Origin of the sequence: Xanthovirga aplysinae (genome assembly GCF_009711365.1) — a bacterium.
GTDB lineage: Bacteria > Bacteroidota > Bacteroidia > Cytophagales > Cyclobacteriaceae > Xanthovirga > Xanthovirga aplysinae.
The window spans coordinates 1-16,339 of the sequence record NZ_SMMB01001265.1 but is presented as its reverse complement, the minus strand read 5'-3'; the positions used below and the strand labels follow the sequence as shown (position 1 = coordinate 16,339).

General features: G+C 38.8%; 8 protein-coding genes. 5 read left to right on the top strand and 3 right to left on the bottom strand.

From position 1 onward, the window contains the following. Positions 1 to 457 precede the first annotated feature (457 nt). The gene (locus E1171_RS20115) at positions 458 to 2,884 is read left to right on the top strand and encodes a TonB-dependent receptor (RefSeq protein WP_155207861.1); all 2,427 of its coding nucleotides are present in this window, start codon (positions 458 to 460) and stop codon (positions 2,882 to 2,884) included. A 468-nt stretch (positions 2,885 to 3,352) separates the two neighbouring features. Further along, the gene (locus tag E1171_RS20110) at positions 3,353 to 4,492 is read left to right on the top strand and encodes a DUF819 family protein (RefSeq protein WP_155207860.1); all 1,140 of its coding nucleotides are present in this window, start codon (positions 3,353 to 3,355) and stop codon (positions 4,490 to 4,492) included. A 104-nt stretch (positions 4,493 to 4,596) separates the two neighbouring features. Here E1171_RS20110 and E1171_RS20105 read toward each other — a convergent pair whose 3' ends face one another. Next, positions 4,597 to 6,030: an FAD-binding oxidoreductase gene (locus tag E1171_RS20105; protein ID WP_155207859.1), complete on the bottom strand. Its 1,434-nt coding sequence runs from the start codon at positions 6,028 to 6,030 to the stop codon at positions 4,597 to 4,599. Between the two features lie 602 nt (positions 6,031 to 6,632). Here E1171_RS20105 and E1171_RS20100 point away from each other — a divergent pair. From E1171_RS20100 to E1171_RS20090, 3 genes are all read left to right on the top strand, one after another. Next, positions 6,633 to 9,539, top strand: a complete 2,907-nt coding sequence (locus E1171_RS20100; protein ID WP_155207858.1) for a triple tyrosine motif-containing protein — start codon at positions 6,633 to 6,635, stop codon at positions 9,537 to 9,539. Between the two features lie 260 nt (positions 9,540 to 9,799). Further along, positions 9,800 to 13,978, top strand: a complete 4,179-nt coding sequence (locus tag E1171_RS20095) for a di-heme oxidoredictase family protein (protein ID WP_187696553.1) — start codon at positions 9,800 to 9,802, stop codon at positions 13,976 to 13,978. Between the two features lie 27 nt (positions 13,979 to 14,005). Next, positions 14,006 to 14,485, top strand: a complete 480-nt coding sequence (locus E1171_RS20090; protein WP_155207856.1) for a T9SS type A sorting domain-containing protein — start codon at positions 14,006 to 14,008, stop codon at positions 14,483 to 14,485. A gap of 308 nt (positions 14,486 to 14,793) precedes the next feature. Here E1171_RS20090 and E1171_RS20085 read toward each other — a convergent pair whose 3' ends face one another. Beyond that, a complete protein-coding gene (locus tag E1171_RS20085) occupies positions 14,794 to 15,417 on the bottom strand; it encodes a 2-thiouracil desulfurase family protein (protein ID WP_155207855.1) in 624 nt (207 codons plus the stop codon). A 142-nt stretch (positions 15,418 to 15,559) separates the two neighbouring features. Continuing rightward, a complete protein-coding gene (locus tag E1171_RS20080; RefSeq protein ID WP_155207854.1) occupies positions 15,560 to 16,090 on the bottom strand; it encodes a DinB family protein in 531 nt (176 codons plus the stop codon). Positions 16,091 to 16,339 lie beyond the last annotated feature (249 nt).

Here is a 16,339-nt window from a genome sequence, read left to right as displayed (position 1 = left end):
ATATAGGTATTTTATTGAGTTAATCTGCATTTATTACTCTGCCAAAAAAATTCCATCATAGGAGTGGGAATCTTATTAATTCCCCTTGTAAAATATTCCAAATAAAGGCTTAAGAAAATGCTGTGTTTTGCATCAGAATTAGTGGCAGGTATTGGAAGATATCCTGCCATTACTAACTTCATTTTCCCTTAATTAAAGAATAACTCCCATCTGTTAAACCCTATTAATTTTTGCAATCAAGTTGAAAAAACATTTGTTGGAAACGGATGTCCCTTTCAATTTTCATGGAATTATCAGGACTGTTCAATTCTGTTTTCATACTGTCCATTTTTGAACTATTTTCCAAACCATTGAAAATTGTAAGTTATTGATTTTTAATTGCTTATGTCAAATCGTGTTTTGCGGCATAAAATTCGAACTCCCCCATCAAGTATTTCTTTGACCTAAAAAAATGGATATGAAATTGAACCGATACTTAATTCTTGTGTGCTTACTTTGTTTTACCTTTTCTGCCTATGCTCAACAGGGAAAATTAAAAGGAAGTTTGGTGGATGAAAAAGGGGAGCCCCTTAGTTTTGCCAATGTAACACTTTTGCTAAGCGCTGATTCCACCTTATCCGATGGGGCGGTCACAGGGATAGGTGGGAATTTTGAGATCAAGACTCCAGAGGCTGGCCACTACTTTTTAAAGGCAAGTGCCATAGGTTTTGAAAACATCTATAGTTCCGGTTTTGAAGTAAAAACTAAAAGTTTTAGTAAAGACTTTGGTCAATTTATTCTTAAAGAGGATGTTAAGTTATTGAATAGTGTTACCGTGGAATCCTTGCGGCCTAAGGTGGTGATGGAAGCCGATAAAATGGTGGTGAGCGTGGAAGGTACCGCTTTGGCTGCAGGAAGTACTGCCTTTGAAGTTTTGGCCAAGTCGCCAGGGGTTTGGATTGATCAGGATGGTAATATTCAACTTAATGGGAAGTCTGGGGTGCGAATTATGATTGATGGACGCCTAACCTATCTCTCTGCAAAGGAACTACAAAACATGATGGAAAGTATGTCGGCAGAGAACATTAAAGACATAGAGATTATCACCAATCCATCGGCAAAATATGATGCAGAAGGAAGTTCAGGAATTATTAATATTCGGTTGAAAAAAAATCAGTTGAGCGGAATAAACGGAAGTGTAAATGCCGGCTACCAGTTTAATGGAATTATTGGCTATAATACAGGTGCCAATATAAACATTAAAAAAGGAAAATGGAATTCCTTTACTAATCTGAATGCCAGAAGAAGTGGGCGAGTGCGTACAAGTAAGATGTATAGGGAATTTAATTCCAATGAATCCAATACTTATTTTGATCAAAATGGGCGTGAAGAGGTGGTTTATTTTGTGCCTTCCCTACGTTTAGGGACAGATTATGAACTTAATGATAAACATAGCATTGGAGCCATGGCTAATCTGAACTATACGGATAATTATCATGATTTTCAAACAGACTCTCGCCTTATTAACAAGCAGAGCCAGCTGGGAACAAGAATCGACGCCAATAATTACACTGACATAGAAAATATAAATAGCACCTTCAACCTTCATTATCAGGGCAAGTTGGATACTGTGGGAACTACTTTGTCAGCCGATGTAGATTATGGAAAACTGGTAAACCAAGGAGATGCTGACTTTAGAAATTATTATGAAAACCTTCAAGATGGGAACAAAACTTCAGATTGGTTGACCACCGATAATCCAACCTCATACGATATTTATTCTGCCAGAGTTGATTTTAGCACAAAGGTAAACCAAAAGAGTAAATTGGAGTTAGGCCTAAAGGCCAGTCATGTGGTATCGGATAACGAGCTGAAGTTTTATGAAATAACAAATAACAATAAGGTATTAGATCCAAGCAGAAGTAACCATTTTATCTTTAATGAGGAAATCTTGGCTGCTTATACGAACTTTAGTACCAGTTTTGGAAAAACTTGGATCTTGCAAGGGGGGCTTCGTGCTGAACAAACCTATTCCAAGGGAAGAACACCTGCTTCTAATACGGTGAATAAAAGAAGGTATCTGAATTTATTCCCTAGCATCTTTTTGAAGCAAAATGTAAGTGAAAATTACCAAATTGCATATAATTATAGCCGGAGGATAAACCGCCCTAGATACCAAAATTTGAACCCTTTTGTCTTCTACTTGGACCCTTATACCGTAGCAACAGGAAACCCTAATTTGAGACCGGAATACACCAATTCTTTTCAAGTAACTCAAACATGGAAAAATACCTTCACATTGGTATTGGGATATTCCCACACCAAAGGTATGATCAGCGAAGTACCAGAACAAAATACTGCAAACAATACGACAGAATTCAAGACCCAAAATGTAGATGATTTTAGGAATGTAAGCGCTACCCTGGTGGCCCCAATCAAGGTTTTGGATATTTGGGACATTAGTAATAATGCCACTCTGGCTTATCAGCATTATGAAACAGCTTTAGGGGAATTATCCATTACCAACAAACAAATGTTTTTCTATTTGCAATCCACTAACAACATTCGTCTCCCAAAAGGAGTTCGTTTAGAATTAAGTGCACAGTACCAGTCTCCTCTTGCACACGCTCTCTATCGGATTGAATCTAATTGGGGAATCGACTTAGGAGTAAAAAGGTCCTTCCTGAAAAAGAAATTAGATGTTAGTTTCAATGTGACCGACATTTTCAAAACTAGACAGATAGTGGGGAGTGCCAACTATGATGGAAATATTAACACCTTCGATCAGTACTTCAGCGCCAGAGGCCTAAGACTCAATATTCGGTACCTATTTAACAAGGGTGAAAAATTCAAATCGAATAAAAGAGATGTTAATTTAGATGAGCTGAATAGGGCAGGAGGATAATTTCTCTTTTGTAGCTAGTAGGGCTTCTGTTATTTTTGATTGGTTCCTATTGAATTAGATAAATGAAATAGTTTAAAGGCTGAGATTCCCTTATTGCCTGTCCGGTTTTTTTGGGCAGAATGAGAGAATCTCTTTTTCTTTAAGAGGGCAATAAATTTGGCATAGTATTGTGAACTGTACCATTAAAAAAGTAGAAATCAGCTTCTCGTCCATTAATTTTTGAAAGAGCTTTTAATTTATCCTATGTAGTATGACTATTTTATTATTTATCAATACTAAGGAAGGTGTGAAGGCTATAAACTTTAAGTTTTCCATATGTAAATATTTTGTTTTAAAATAATATTCCAAATTAATCCAAGAACATGTCAAAATCTAGTATAAGAGTTTGTAAAAGTTCTCTAAGTTTTTAAAATTGCGTTTTTCGATATTTTATAGGGTAAACTTTTTGTTTTTTTAACTTTAAATCTTTTGGAATACAAGACTATATTTTTAGCTATTCTACTCCTTATTTTTCCCCTATTTTTGATTTGGGGAGAAAGGAGAGTGAAAATTATACAGTTGATCAGCCCGATAATTATCTGCTATGGTTTGGGTTTACTGTTGGCCAATTTTAGTTTTTTTGAAGTGGATAGGCAGCTGTCTACATCCATGGTAAATGTTATGGTACCCTTGGCCATTCCATTATTATTACTTTCTACCAATATTGTGAAATGGTTAAAGGGAGCAAAGGGTGCTGTAGTTTCTTTCATGTTGTGTATTTTGTCCGTGTTGATTAGCTCGACAGTAGCAGTATTTTTATTTCAGGATCAAATTCCTGAATCCTGGAAATTGGCAGGGATGTTAGTGGGCGTATATACCGGTGGCACGCCCAATATGAATGCCATTGGCCTTTCGCTAGGGGTAAAGGAGGAAACATTTATTCTGTTAAATGCCTCCGATATGTTGATGAGTTCGTTGTATTTGCTTTTTCTCCTTACTTTTGCAAAGCCCCTGTTTAGTAAATTTTTCCCCCAATTCAAGGCCCCTTTATCTATAGAAGATTTTGATGAAGAAGTTACTTTCAGGGACTTAAGTAGGAAGAGGAGAGCAAAAAATGCTACGCTTTTGATACTTTTATCTTTTGGAATATTGCTGGCGGCTGTCGGCCTGTCCTTCTTAATCTATGGAAAAATTGGGGATGTGTTTGTGATTTTATTCGTTACCACTTTGGGGGTGGCCTTTTCATTTATTGGAAAACTCAACAAACTCTTAGGAAGTCAGGAGGTGGGTGAGTATTTCCTACTGGTTTTTTGTTTCGCCTTAGGCAGTATAGCCGATATAGGAGAGTTAATGAATTCCGCGTCAGATGCACTACAATTTAACGCCTTTTTGATGTTTGGAGCCATATTATTGCACTATATCATGGCCTATTTTGCCCGAATTGATAGCGATACAGTTATTATTACCTCCGTAGCTGGGATCTTCGGCCCTGCTTTTATTGGTCCGGTTGCCAAAGCGATGAAAAACAAATCCATTGTTTTAATTGGCATGACAACCGGTCTTGTAGGTTATGCATTTAGCAATTACTTGGGTATAGGTTTTGCTCTGTTTTTAAAGAATTGGTTTTAAGCTGAGGGATGGTAAGGGATATTTTCCCAGTTCATATCATATTAAAGGAATGCTACTTCCTGAAATAATATGATAACAGGAGATCCTAAATGCTGTGGATAATACTATTTGGCAGGGAGAACATTGGAATTCATGCGAAATAGATTTAAAGGATCATACTTCTTTTTAATCTTCTGTAATCGGGGATAATTTTTTCCAAAAGTATTCTTTACCAAAGTTTCCCCTTCTTCTTGAAGCCCTGAATGATTTAAGTAAAGCCCTTGAGAAGAGGAGAAAGGTAAGAAGTTTTTCCATTGACCTCTTATCCAGCTGAGGTATTCTTCTGTTTTGCCGAGATCAGTCCATGAAAGATTAAACTCTAGCAGATAGGAAGGAGAACGTTGACCAAATGCGGTGGCATCATGGGGAACACGACACATAGCCCCTCTTAAGTCCATAATAACATAGGGTGCATAATAGATGGGTCTTTTATGAAAGGAGGCTAAAAATAAATCTATGACTTCCTCATTTAATTGGTCTACGTATAACGATTTGAAATAGCTGGAGAGGTTTTTTTCTAATGCAATTAAGTCAAATACCTGTTGAATGTCCTCGTAAAGCATGATTTTACTTTTATCAGCCAACAAGCCTTCCTGTGAGCGCAACGGAGTCATGTATTGTTCTGCTTCTTCTATAGGACCCAGATAAATTCCGGAAATCATAATAACATCATTTCCAATTAAGGAAGAAGGGTAATAACTTCCTGCTGGCACACGGAATAGGTCTAACTTAGAGGAAAAGTTGTCATTGGCTTTTATGGAGAAATCACGCCAAAAATTTATGATTGATTTTGCTCTTTCGACAGAATAAATAGCTGCCATAAAAAGCAATTTTGGACCTACGGGATTTAATTGGAAACAAAAGGAGGTGACGACGCCAAAGTTGCCTCCTCCACCCCGTATTGCCCAAAATAAGTCGGGATTTTCCTTTTCATTGGCTGTAATGAGGCTCCCCTCCGCGGTTACTAATTCTACAGATAATAAGCAGTCAACGCTTAATCCGTATTTTGTTCTTAACCATCCAAAACCACCTCCTAAGGTAAGTCCGGCCATGCCAGTTTTGGAGATTACACCCATGGGGACCGCCAAGCCATATTTTTGTGTTTCATGGTCTAACCTTCCCAATAATACACCTGCTTGTGCATGTACAATTTGGGTGGAAAAATCAACTTGCACTTCTTGAAGCAAGCTTAAATCCAATAGGATTCCACATTCACATATCGCATTACCAGATACGTTATGACCTCCAGCTTTGATGGATAGAAGCAATTGGTGTTCCTTTACAAACTTTACCACATGTTGAATATCAAAAACCTCATTAGCTTTAATAATAACAGCAGGTTTTCTTTGGATCATATGGTTAAAAATGGAGCGAGCTTCATCATATCCGTTGTCACCCTCGCATAATATTTGAGAACGTAACTTTTGCTTAAAAGCTTCAAACTCTTCCTCCGCAATTTGTTTAAATGAACCATCTATTTTTTTGATAAGCTGTGGCATGATACATAATGGTTATGCTAGTACTCCCTTCTTTCTTTTTACAAAGGTGAATAGGGCTGAAAGGTTTAATATTTTAGATGTGGGGTGATTTTTCCAATTTATAGATTTTTTCATGGTACTTCCCAGGAATTGCCCTTCACCCATTGAGCTAATAAAGGGGTTGGGTAGTCTGGAAGACCGATTAAATCAATTTCTTTCGGGAAAATATCTCAAGAGTACAATGGGTTTAAATCGGAGGTATCGAATAATAAAATCACCAAATTTATTCAGGGGTTGATAACAAAAAATCTTTATGAATTTTTGATTTGGTAAATTATTTATTAGCTTATTTAAATCGTTTGTGATGGGCGAAAAAGTTAACTGTGTGTTTTTTAAGAGGGTAAATCATTAGGGCTGTTAAGTAGTTAATTTATTTTTAATAGGAGAAACGGAGGTGTGCTTTTTAAGAATCTTCTGTTAGAGAGAAGATATGCCCCTATTACCTTTTATGTAAGTCACACCTGGGAGTTGTTTCTGATTTCTCTCATAAAGAAAGCAAATATCAATTGATTGTGGCTCTAATGCCGCTTTAAAAGACAGTTGGCAAGAATAAAGAACTCCCAGTGTTGAAAATAATAGACCCTGTGAAGGCTATAGTTATTGGTATATTTTTCTGCTTAACCCTCCAGCTTTCTTATGCGCAAGAAAGGCTGGGTTTGCCTGCTATTTTAAATTATTCAAAGGATGATTATAAGGCTTCTACCATGAATTGGGACATTCTCAAAGGGGAGAAGGGAGAAATATATTTTGCGAATAACTATGGGCTTGTTCAGTATGACGGGCTTAATTGGGAATTGGTATTAGATCCTAAGAATCGTACTTATGTTACATCTCTGGGAATGGATTTGGAAGGACGCATTTACTTGGGAGCCTCTGATGAAATGGGGTATGTGCTCACCAATGCCATTGGGCAAAAAAAATATCAATCCTTAAATCAATTAATTCCTGAAAAACACCTAGGGTATGGAATGGTTTGGAAGATCCTTTCTTTGGGTGCTAAAGTTTATTTTTTCACTAATCATAAGGTTTTTATCTATTATAAAGATACAGTGGAGGTCATTCCGCTGGGTAAAAAGATTACTTTTGCTCAAAAGTTAAACAATAGCCTTTACCTTCAACAAGAAGGCACAGGTCTTTCCATTGTTAAGGATCAGGATATTAGTCCCATTGTGGGTACAGAGGCTTTATCAAAGGCCGAGGTAAAGCATTTATACGCTTTCGATGAAAACTTCATCATTGTTACTGCAGACCAAGGATTGTTTGAATGGCGTAATAGGCAGCTCCTTAAAGGAAATCACAACATTAATCAAATCATTGGGGGAAAGAGAATAAATGTAGGCAGGCAGATTTCTGATGGTAAATTGGTGCTGGGAACTTTTAAGGATGGTATTTATATATTTAGTCCGGAGGGTGACCATGTCCTTCACCTTTCTAAAGCGAATGGACTGCAAGATAATACGGTCCAAGCCATTTATGAGGATGAACTTCAAAACATTTGGGTGGCCCTGGGGAATGGAATTTCCTACATAGAATTGGGTTCAGACTTTTACCATATAGACTCAAGAAGTGGGGTGGAGGGGTCGGTTTATAGTGCGCAAGTGTTTAACAATTCCCTGTTTTTGGCCACAAACCAAGGGGTGTATTTCTCCCCTTTAAAAGGTGATTCCTTACATCAGAAATTTTCTTTTGTTCCTAATACCGAAGCCCATGCCTGGAATTTGTCGGTCATTGATCAAGAACTATTGCTGGCCAATCACCAAGGTGCTTATCTTATAGATGAAGAAGGAATCTCCCCAATTAATGAGGGACAAATTGGGGCATGGCAGTTTATTCAACCTCCTGGTCGGGGAGATTTGCTTTTTCAGGGAAGTTATGAAGGAATCTTTTTGTATCAGAAAGAAAATGGAAATTGGAAACTGCAAAAAAAATTGGAAGGGTATGAGGAAACGGCAAGAGAAATGGTTTTTGATCAGGAGGGCATCCTATGGGTTGGACATGGGTATTTAGGAGTTTTTAGAATTAAATTGGATCCAGATTTCAATCAAATTGAACAGCTAGAGCTGTTCGACGACAAAAGGGGCCTCCCAGAAAACCTGTGGAATAATCTTTTTAAAATCCATGGGAAAGTATTGATTGGCACCCAAAAGGGAATATACCAATACAATGAAAAAACAAAACAAATGCAGCCGCATCCCCATTTCCAAAAGCTGCTTGGAGACTCCCAATTGATAAGAAGATTGATACCGACTCCCGAAGGCAATTTATTTTTTATTAAGGGGCTGGATAATAGGGATGAAATAGGCATTATAAAAGGAGAATTTGGCCACCAGATGCAAACCATGCCATTTCAAAAATTGAGAGGAGAGCTGATCCCCGCCTTTGAGTCTCTTACCTTTTATGAGGATCAGCTTTTATTTGGTTCCAAAGAGGGTTTAATCATTTATAAGCCTAATGCTTCTCGATCCAGTCTGAACTTTCATACTCAAATCAATAAAGTTTTTTGTTCCAATGCCAACGACTCTATCATTTTTGGACAAACTCAAAGGTTTAGCCTCACTAGTTTTCCTAAAGGTTTTGTACAGCAACTTCCCTTTGAATTAAATGCATTAAAAATAACTTATGCGGCTTCCTTCTTTGAAAAGTCAGGAAACCTGTTGTACCGGTCTTATTTGGAGGGCTTTGATAGGGAGTGGACGTCCTGGAGTCCTGCAACCTCCAGGTCCTTTACCAATTTAAAAGAAGGGAACTATACTTTTCATGTTGAGTCTCGGAATATTTACGGCGTGCTGGGAGCTAAGGACACTTTTACATTCATAATTAAGCCTCCCTGGTATAGGACAATGTATATGTATGTTGTTTATGGTTTAATGGGGCTTCTTTTTATAGTTGCTGTTTGGTGGGTAAGAAGAAGACAAATAAAACAGTTGGAGCGGAAACGGGAAAAGGAGCTCCGCCTACAACGGAGAGAATATATTCAAAAAAATTTGGAAGCAGAGAGAAAGATGACTTTGTTGCAAATGGAAAAATTAAAATCTGAGGTCAACTATAAAAGTAAGGAACTTGCCACTTCTGCCATACATTTGGCACAGCTAAATGATACGGTACTTCAGGTAATAGATAGAATAGCAGCCATTAAGACCATAAAGGATCCCCAAGCGATAAAACAGTTAAAAGGGGTGGTTTCTTCCTTAAATGAGATGATCGTAGAGGAAAGTAATTGGGACCAATTTGAATTACATTTCAATGAAATTCATGATAATTTTATAAAACGGTTAAAGGAAGCATTCCCGAACCTTACCCCAAGGGATATTCGGCTTTGTGCTTATTTGCGCCTGAACCTGGCGTCAAAAGAAATAGCCCCACTGATGGGAATATCCTACCGTGGAATAGAAGCACTGCGCTATAGAATCAGGAAAAAATTGAAACTAGAAGCTAAGGATAATCTAATGGCGTTTATTTTGGGGTTTTAATTTCACTTCCCTTTGGCTCATTTTTTTCATCTTTCAAAGGGACAAGGCCTGGTAAGTTTCATGTTTAATATTTTGATAGGGGTTCAATGATTCCACCTATAAAAGTTGCTCTGAGAAGCTGTAACGGTCAAATGAAATCATTGTGTGTGGTAAAATAGTAGTGCAATGTGAGCTTATAGCGAGTTAGAATTCTTTGATACTCCTAATCATAACTTTTAATTGGATGGAAATCAAGCATGTTAAATCCAAACAATTCAGTTATGTTAAATAGAGATTTACTAAATCTTTTTAAAGATTTTTCTCCCCCAGAAACGGAGGGATTTAAAAAGGGGTCTAATTGGAGGGGCTTATACTACATTTCGTGCATTTTTTCTTTTTTCTTGTTATTAAGCACATCTAATTATTTGAAAGCTCAATCCATGGGAATTGACTATGTAGATGACAATACCGGAATCGTTTGGTTTGATGCCAGCAACGCAACAGCCAATTGGAGCTATGTTTGTCTTAATGGATGTTATACAGGTACGAAAAATGGAAATCGCATTGAACGCCAATTTTCAGGGTTAACCTTGGGGGTCTCTTATGAAATTAGTGCCCAAATACAAGACGATGATTTAGGACAGATTCTTCCTTCAGGTACTGTAGTATTTACTTCCGGTGGACAGGCTCCTACTTGTGAAGATGGGATTCAAAATGGAGATGAAACAGGGGTTGATTGTGGAGGGTCTTGTGATCCTTGTATTCCTGATGGAGGGGAGGGACCTATAGTTCAAGCAGAAACTGGAACTCTTCTGGGGAATGCTTCCTTTTATAGTGACGAGGAGGCTACTGGTGGACAAGGGGTGGCCTATATCAGTAGCCTGGGGGCTGGATTCCAATTGGCAAACGTTCCGGCGGCGTCCAATATAGATATAAAATATGCTTCTGAATTTTCCGGAGATATTTCCATTTTCGTAAATGGGCAGGATGTGGGAAATGTTAATTTTTCCTCCACCGGTGCTTGGGTAGGCAGTTACCAAACTGTGAATTTTATCACTTCCATTAGTGAGGGGGCAACCTTCGAAATCATTTTCCAGGATGGGGATGTAGCAATGAATGTAGATGAAATTACATTCAATAGTGGTAATTCCAACCCGGATCCAACTTGCTCCGATGGGATACAAAATAAGGGAGAAGAAGGAATTGATTGTGGAGGTCCCTGTCCTGGATGTCCTCCCCAAACCTATACTCTTACCGTGAATGAGGGGTCAGGGGACGGCAATTATGAGGAGAATGAGGTGATTACCATAACATGGGAACCACCATCAGTAGAGCCTGGGACTGCTTTGGAGTTCGCAGAATGGACAGGAGATGTGGCTTTCCTGTCTGATCCCAATGCTAATCCAACCACTGTGACCATGCCCGGTCAAGATGTAACCATTTCAGCAAATTATGAAATTCTCTATTCCTGTTCCGATGGGGTGCAGAATGGAAATGAAACAGGTATTGATTGTGGTGGGGATTGTTCTCCATGTGGGGTTGATCCTGTAGTCAATACCATAACAGTTTCAGGAAATGTGGTATTAGTAGGAGGAGATGGTTCACCGAGACCAGGATTTACCTTGTATACTTTTGATAATGACAACGGAGGACCTTTTAGTACTTGTGAGGATGGTTGTGCAGATACCTGGCCCCCTCTGTTGGTGCCTGGGGTTAATGAGGTCATTATCCCAGACCTTTCAGCAGCTTTCGATGGCACTTTTGGTGTTAGTGGTCGATGTGATGGCACTTATCAACTGACTTATAATAATGAACCTTTATACTTTTATAGTGGGGATGGCAGTGTGGGAGATACCAATGGGGATGGTGGGCTTTGGCATATCATTAGCTCCCCAAATGGAAATCCAACTGAGCCAGGAGAGGGGCAATGTGAAGGGTATGGTCTATCTTATACCGGTGGAAACCAGGCAATATTGTATTCACACGAATCTTTAGGGGCTCCATGCTATATGTGTACTGGGCCTGGATTCGGCGGCTGTTCCACCAACTTCTATTATGAGGATGGGTTCTATAAAATGAATGTATCTGTTACTCCGGGTGAGCCCTATAGCTTTGGTATTCAATGTGGTCCCAACGTTTTAGTGGAAGGAATAGTAGGGGAGGGAGAAAATTGCTGGTTTACACCTTCTTGTAATGATGGTTTCCAAAATGGGGAAGAAACCGAAGTAGATTGTGGGGGACCAGAATGTGACCCTTGTCCTACTTGCGATGATGGCATACAAAATGGGGATGAAACAGGGGTAGACTGTGGAGGAAGTAATTGTAGCGGTAATAATGCTGATTGTGCTACGGTATGTAATGGAACGCCTAATCCTTACGCTACATTTAGCAGTACTGGTGAATCATTTGATGGGAACAATGATGGTTCAATTACCTTCACATTTTCTAATGTTTCAGATAGAACAGGGCTTGATTTTAGTTTAGATGGTGGAATCACTTTCCCTTATAGTACTCTAGACGATGCCTCTACATTTACGATTTCAAACCTATCCCCTGATTCTTATTCCCTATGGGTAAGGTGGGACGGAGGAGATTGCCCTATTTTCTTGGGAGACCTTACTATATCTCCTGGTCAACCACAACCTACTTGTAATGATGGTATTTTAAATCAAGGAGAAGAAAGGGTGGATTGCGGAGGTCCTTGTGCCGACTGTGAACCTGATAATTGTGGTTCCATCCCATTGGTTGTTTATCCTAAACCAGCATTACCAACTGCGGTGATAGGAGCAGATCCAGGGCAGGGATTTGCCATAGATCTAAGTGAGGACTTGACAAGCGTAGAAATTCGCACAGGAAATATTCCAGCCATTCAATCTGGGGGAGATCCGGAATTTGAGTTCTTCTGTTCCTGCAATCAGGTAGAATTTTATAGTACCCCTGTTGAGTCCGCCATGACGGAGGTACCTTCCCCATGTGTCAATGCTGGAGACTATTACTACTTTGTGCGCTATAGAAAACTAGGAAATACTACTGATGATCCTGGCGATATTTACGTGTATTCCGCCTTATTTACTACGACAGGTCCTAGAATTGATCCGGATAATCGCTCTCCTTTAGTTACCTTAGGAGCGAATTGGATGCGATTCCGCCACCCACACTCACAAGATGGTATTACGGAAGCAGTCTTTGATGCTTTTCATAATGGAGACCAACTTAGGTATTTAGATCGCTTTTCTACTACCTTTACAGATGCCTCTACAGGGCTTACGATAGATCCTCGCCTTACCAGCAATATCGGTGGTTATCATCCACATGGAGATGTCAATAATACCACTCCTCTGCGAATTGAATATATGGAAATAGGAGATACTTCTCCTCCAAGATATGCTTTGGCAGCCAATAAAGATGCTGGTAAGTGGGGCTGGGGAAATATTATTACTTATGAAATTACGGCGGTAACAGGAGGTTCTGGTGCCCAGACCTATAATACCTTCCAGAATTATGTGATCGGTGAAGGGCTCAATACCTTTGGGGATCCTCGTAATGCCTCGGCAGGTCGTGCTACAACCAATATGGTACTTCCTGGTTTTGGGGAAGCAAAGGATATTGAGCACGATGCTATATTTACCCAACATATAATTACCCTTACAACAGAAGAGCAGGTTGACGACTTCCTGGAGGGCCATCATCTTTTCCACGCTGCTCCACATAGAGGTACAGATTTCTTCCCGGATAAGATAGAACCTCCATTTAATTTACCGGCTTACTTTATTGGAGAAAATGCCTGTGGAAATTGTCATTTTAGAGATGGTAGGGGATCGGAGGTTATTCAAACACCTAGAGGTCCAAGGATTCCTCCTCCAGTATTTGGAACAGGGTTATTGGAGTGGATAGCTGGTAGAGAGGCTGGATTTAGGTGGGATGGAGGTGCAAATACGGTAAGGGAACAAACCAGAAATGCCCTGGTGGAAGACCATCTCATCGATCCGGACAACCCTGAGCATATTTCTCAGGAAGATTTAGATAAATTGGTGAATTATGTGGAGTTTTTATCGGTCCCAGCCAGGAGCTATGCAGCACATGATGATGGAGTAGTCCAATCAGGAAACGTCTTGTTTTTGGAAGTCGGATGTGGGGGGTGCCATGCCCCTACTCAAAAAACTAGAAGTGATGCCCCTGAAATGTTTAGAAATATTGTGTTGAGGCCTTATACAGATATGAAAAAACATACAGTAACAGATGCCCCTTACCGAACTCCTGCACTTTGGGGATTAGGCAGAAACATTAAACTCCTTAATGACAATGGCCGTCAGCTATTATTAATGCACGATGGTAGAGCTTCTACCTTAGAGGAGGCTATTCAGGCACATGGGGGGGAAGCCCAGGGTTCTACCGACGCTTATAACCAATTGAGTGGAGAAGAGCAGCAAGCCATTATACGTTTCCTAGAATCACTATAAAAAGGATGGATTTAAATTGAAAGTATCATGAAAGCAATAATTAAATATGTAGTGTTTATGTTGTTATGGACTTCAACTTTTACAAGTTGGAGTCAAACAACCTTGCAATGTCCACCTTGTAGGCCAGTGGTGGCTTGTGATCAATGTTGGGAATCAGTAGAACAAGCAGAGGAAAATGGATGTTTTGAGGCTGGTAATGAGGGTGTCAATCAATCTGCTGTTGGTCAATCTACTAGTGAGGAGAATAGATCAGAAATGGAGAATACTTCCATTAATTTCCATATATATCCAAATCCAAGCTTAAATGGATACTTCACTGTGGAAATTCCAGAGGATTTTAACGGAATTATCCAGGTAAGTGATCAATCTGGGCGAAAGGTATTGGAGTATGGGGTAAAGGGGGAAACGATGTTTAATTCTTCTGACCCGCTGGAGTCTGGACTTTATTTTGTGATTCTTAAGAGTCAGGAAGGTCTGGAAACCAAAAGGTTGATTATTATTAAGTAAACTTGTCAAATTACCTGACGTTAAGGTGGAATTGATTTGAGGTAATATTAGGATTATCACCAAATTCTCCTTAGAAAATTGACTTTTTTCCAAACTGAATAAAAAGAGCCCCATTAATCAAAATATGGGGCTCTTTTTCATATTTACATTTTATAGTTATTAGTTTAATTTAATGAGGTAAATACCTTTGTAGAGAATTATTTTTCTTATGTGAGCATATTGTAAATGAGGGATTTTTAATATTGGCTTCCACTGAGGATAAAAAGTGTTTTAATGATTTTTACATCTTTTTGGAGGGGCAGTAAATTTTAATTTGTTTTGAAGTATTCTTTGTACCAATCTATTTCATGGTGGTCAATCTTTGTTTCGTCAATTCTATGCTGCCTATCAATTTTTGAATACAGAATTTCCAAAGAGGCGTAGTCTCTTTGACTGATCACCTTTATCCCGTTCCTAATGAGTTGAGCAGCGCATACTCCGGCACCAATCTGGTAGATCTTATTTTCTGAAAAACGATTTCCCTCATAAATAATTTGACTGCCACATGCGGCACTTATATCCATTAAAACAGTAATCTCCACTTCCTCCTTCTGGGCAATTTCTAGCATTCTTTTCGAAGCCTTTATCATGCCATTAGTCCAATCTTTTCCTGTTTCTGTCAATACCGTGGCTTTACCATCAAGGACATCATAACCTGTTCCCCCATGAATATCGCACATTTCTCGTGGCGTACCGAATGAAAATTCTTCAGGGCAAAATTTGGTGACTTTTACAGAGTCATATCTTAAAATTTTTAACGCACTAGGATACGTTCCATTAGCGGTTCCGTCAAAACCGCAGGTAATACCTGCTAAACAGGCACTCATTAGTATCCTAAATGGGTTTTCCTTGGTAGGAGCCCTTAAGCCTCTCAAATATTCTCTGTCCGTCATAACATTTTATTGATCTTTAATGGTGAGTATATGGGATGAAGGTGATAATTTACTACCAAATTGCACAACGGTTGTATTGAATTTCAAGTTTTGAATTTAAAGCTTTTGTGCCTATTCTTTATTTACATGGTGGAGGGTGTTTTTATTCTTTTGTATACCCCAAAAAAGCGTTGACATTTGGATTTATTGGATTCCCTGATGATCTTCTGAATGCTACTATTTGTCCTATATGATAGCCCGTATCAGTTATTGGACCAACAAGAACATTCCAAAGGGGAAATTCTGTTTGGTTTTCATTGGATTCCAAAACCAGATGGATTCCTTTCAGATCATTGCCTGTTTTTTTCTTGAATAAATTACTGGAATTTTCAATATTATATAATGTCTTTTCTCTTATCTGAGGAAAAGAAAGATCATTAAAATCGAAAGGAGGGACGATGACTTGTTGTGTTGCCACCTTAAATATACCCTCTGTTAAATCGCAAATATGAATTAGGATCTCACGTGTACTTCTTGCCCCATCTGAGAACTTATAGTTTAGATCTTCTTCTCGGATTCCTTCTGTAGCCCAATAATATCGATATCCAAGTCCGTCAAGAATTTTGGATACCACATTTCCAGCGCTGTAGATGTTTGGAGAGTCTGGAATTTTAAAGTAAGGTAATTTGCTCATGTTTTATTCTGTGATTCTGACTAATGTTAAGCTATTTTATGTTTAATCTGGTGAAAATTAACTAGTTAGTATTAGGTGTTGATGGGTTCTCAGATCTGGGGAATTTTCCGCGACGGTCAAGTTATCTGCTGTGTTTTTTAGCACTGGGTTTGTGCGCTGACTAAGGGTGGCAGCTCGTCTTTATTAGCCTCGGTATTTTTAAGATTTCCGTTTAATTCAATTTAATAATAATAGGAATTTCTAACTTAA

What these genes read in the sequence shown, in the direction of transcription:
- E1171_RS20115 (WP_155207861.1), top strand. Translation starts at nt 458, where the DNA reads ATGAAATTGAACCGATACTTAATTCTTGTGTGCTTACTTTGTTTTACC.
- E1171_RS20105 (WP_155207859.1), bottom strand. Translation starts at nt 6,030, where the DNA reads ATGCCACAGCTTATCAAAAAAATAGATGGTTCATTTAAACAAATTGCG.
- E1171_RS20095 (WP_187696553.1), top strand. Translation starts at nt 9,800, where the DNA reads ATGTTAAATAGAGATTTACTAAATCTTTTTAAAGATTTTTCTCCCCCA.
- E1171_RS20090 (WP_155207856.1), top strand. Translation starts at nt 14,006, where the DNA reads ATGAAAGCAATAATTAAATATGTAGTGTTTATGTTGTTATGGACTTCA.
- E1171_RS20085 (WP_155207855.1), bottom strand. Translation starts at nt 15,417, where the DNA reads ATGACGGACAGAGAATATTTGAGAGGCTTAAGGGCTCCTACCAAGGAA.
- E1171_RS20080 (WP_155207854.1), bottom strand. Translation starts at nt 16,090, where the DNA reads ATGAGCAAATTACCTTACTTTAAAATTCCAGACTCTCCAAACATCTAC.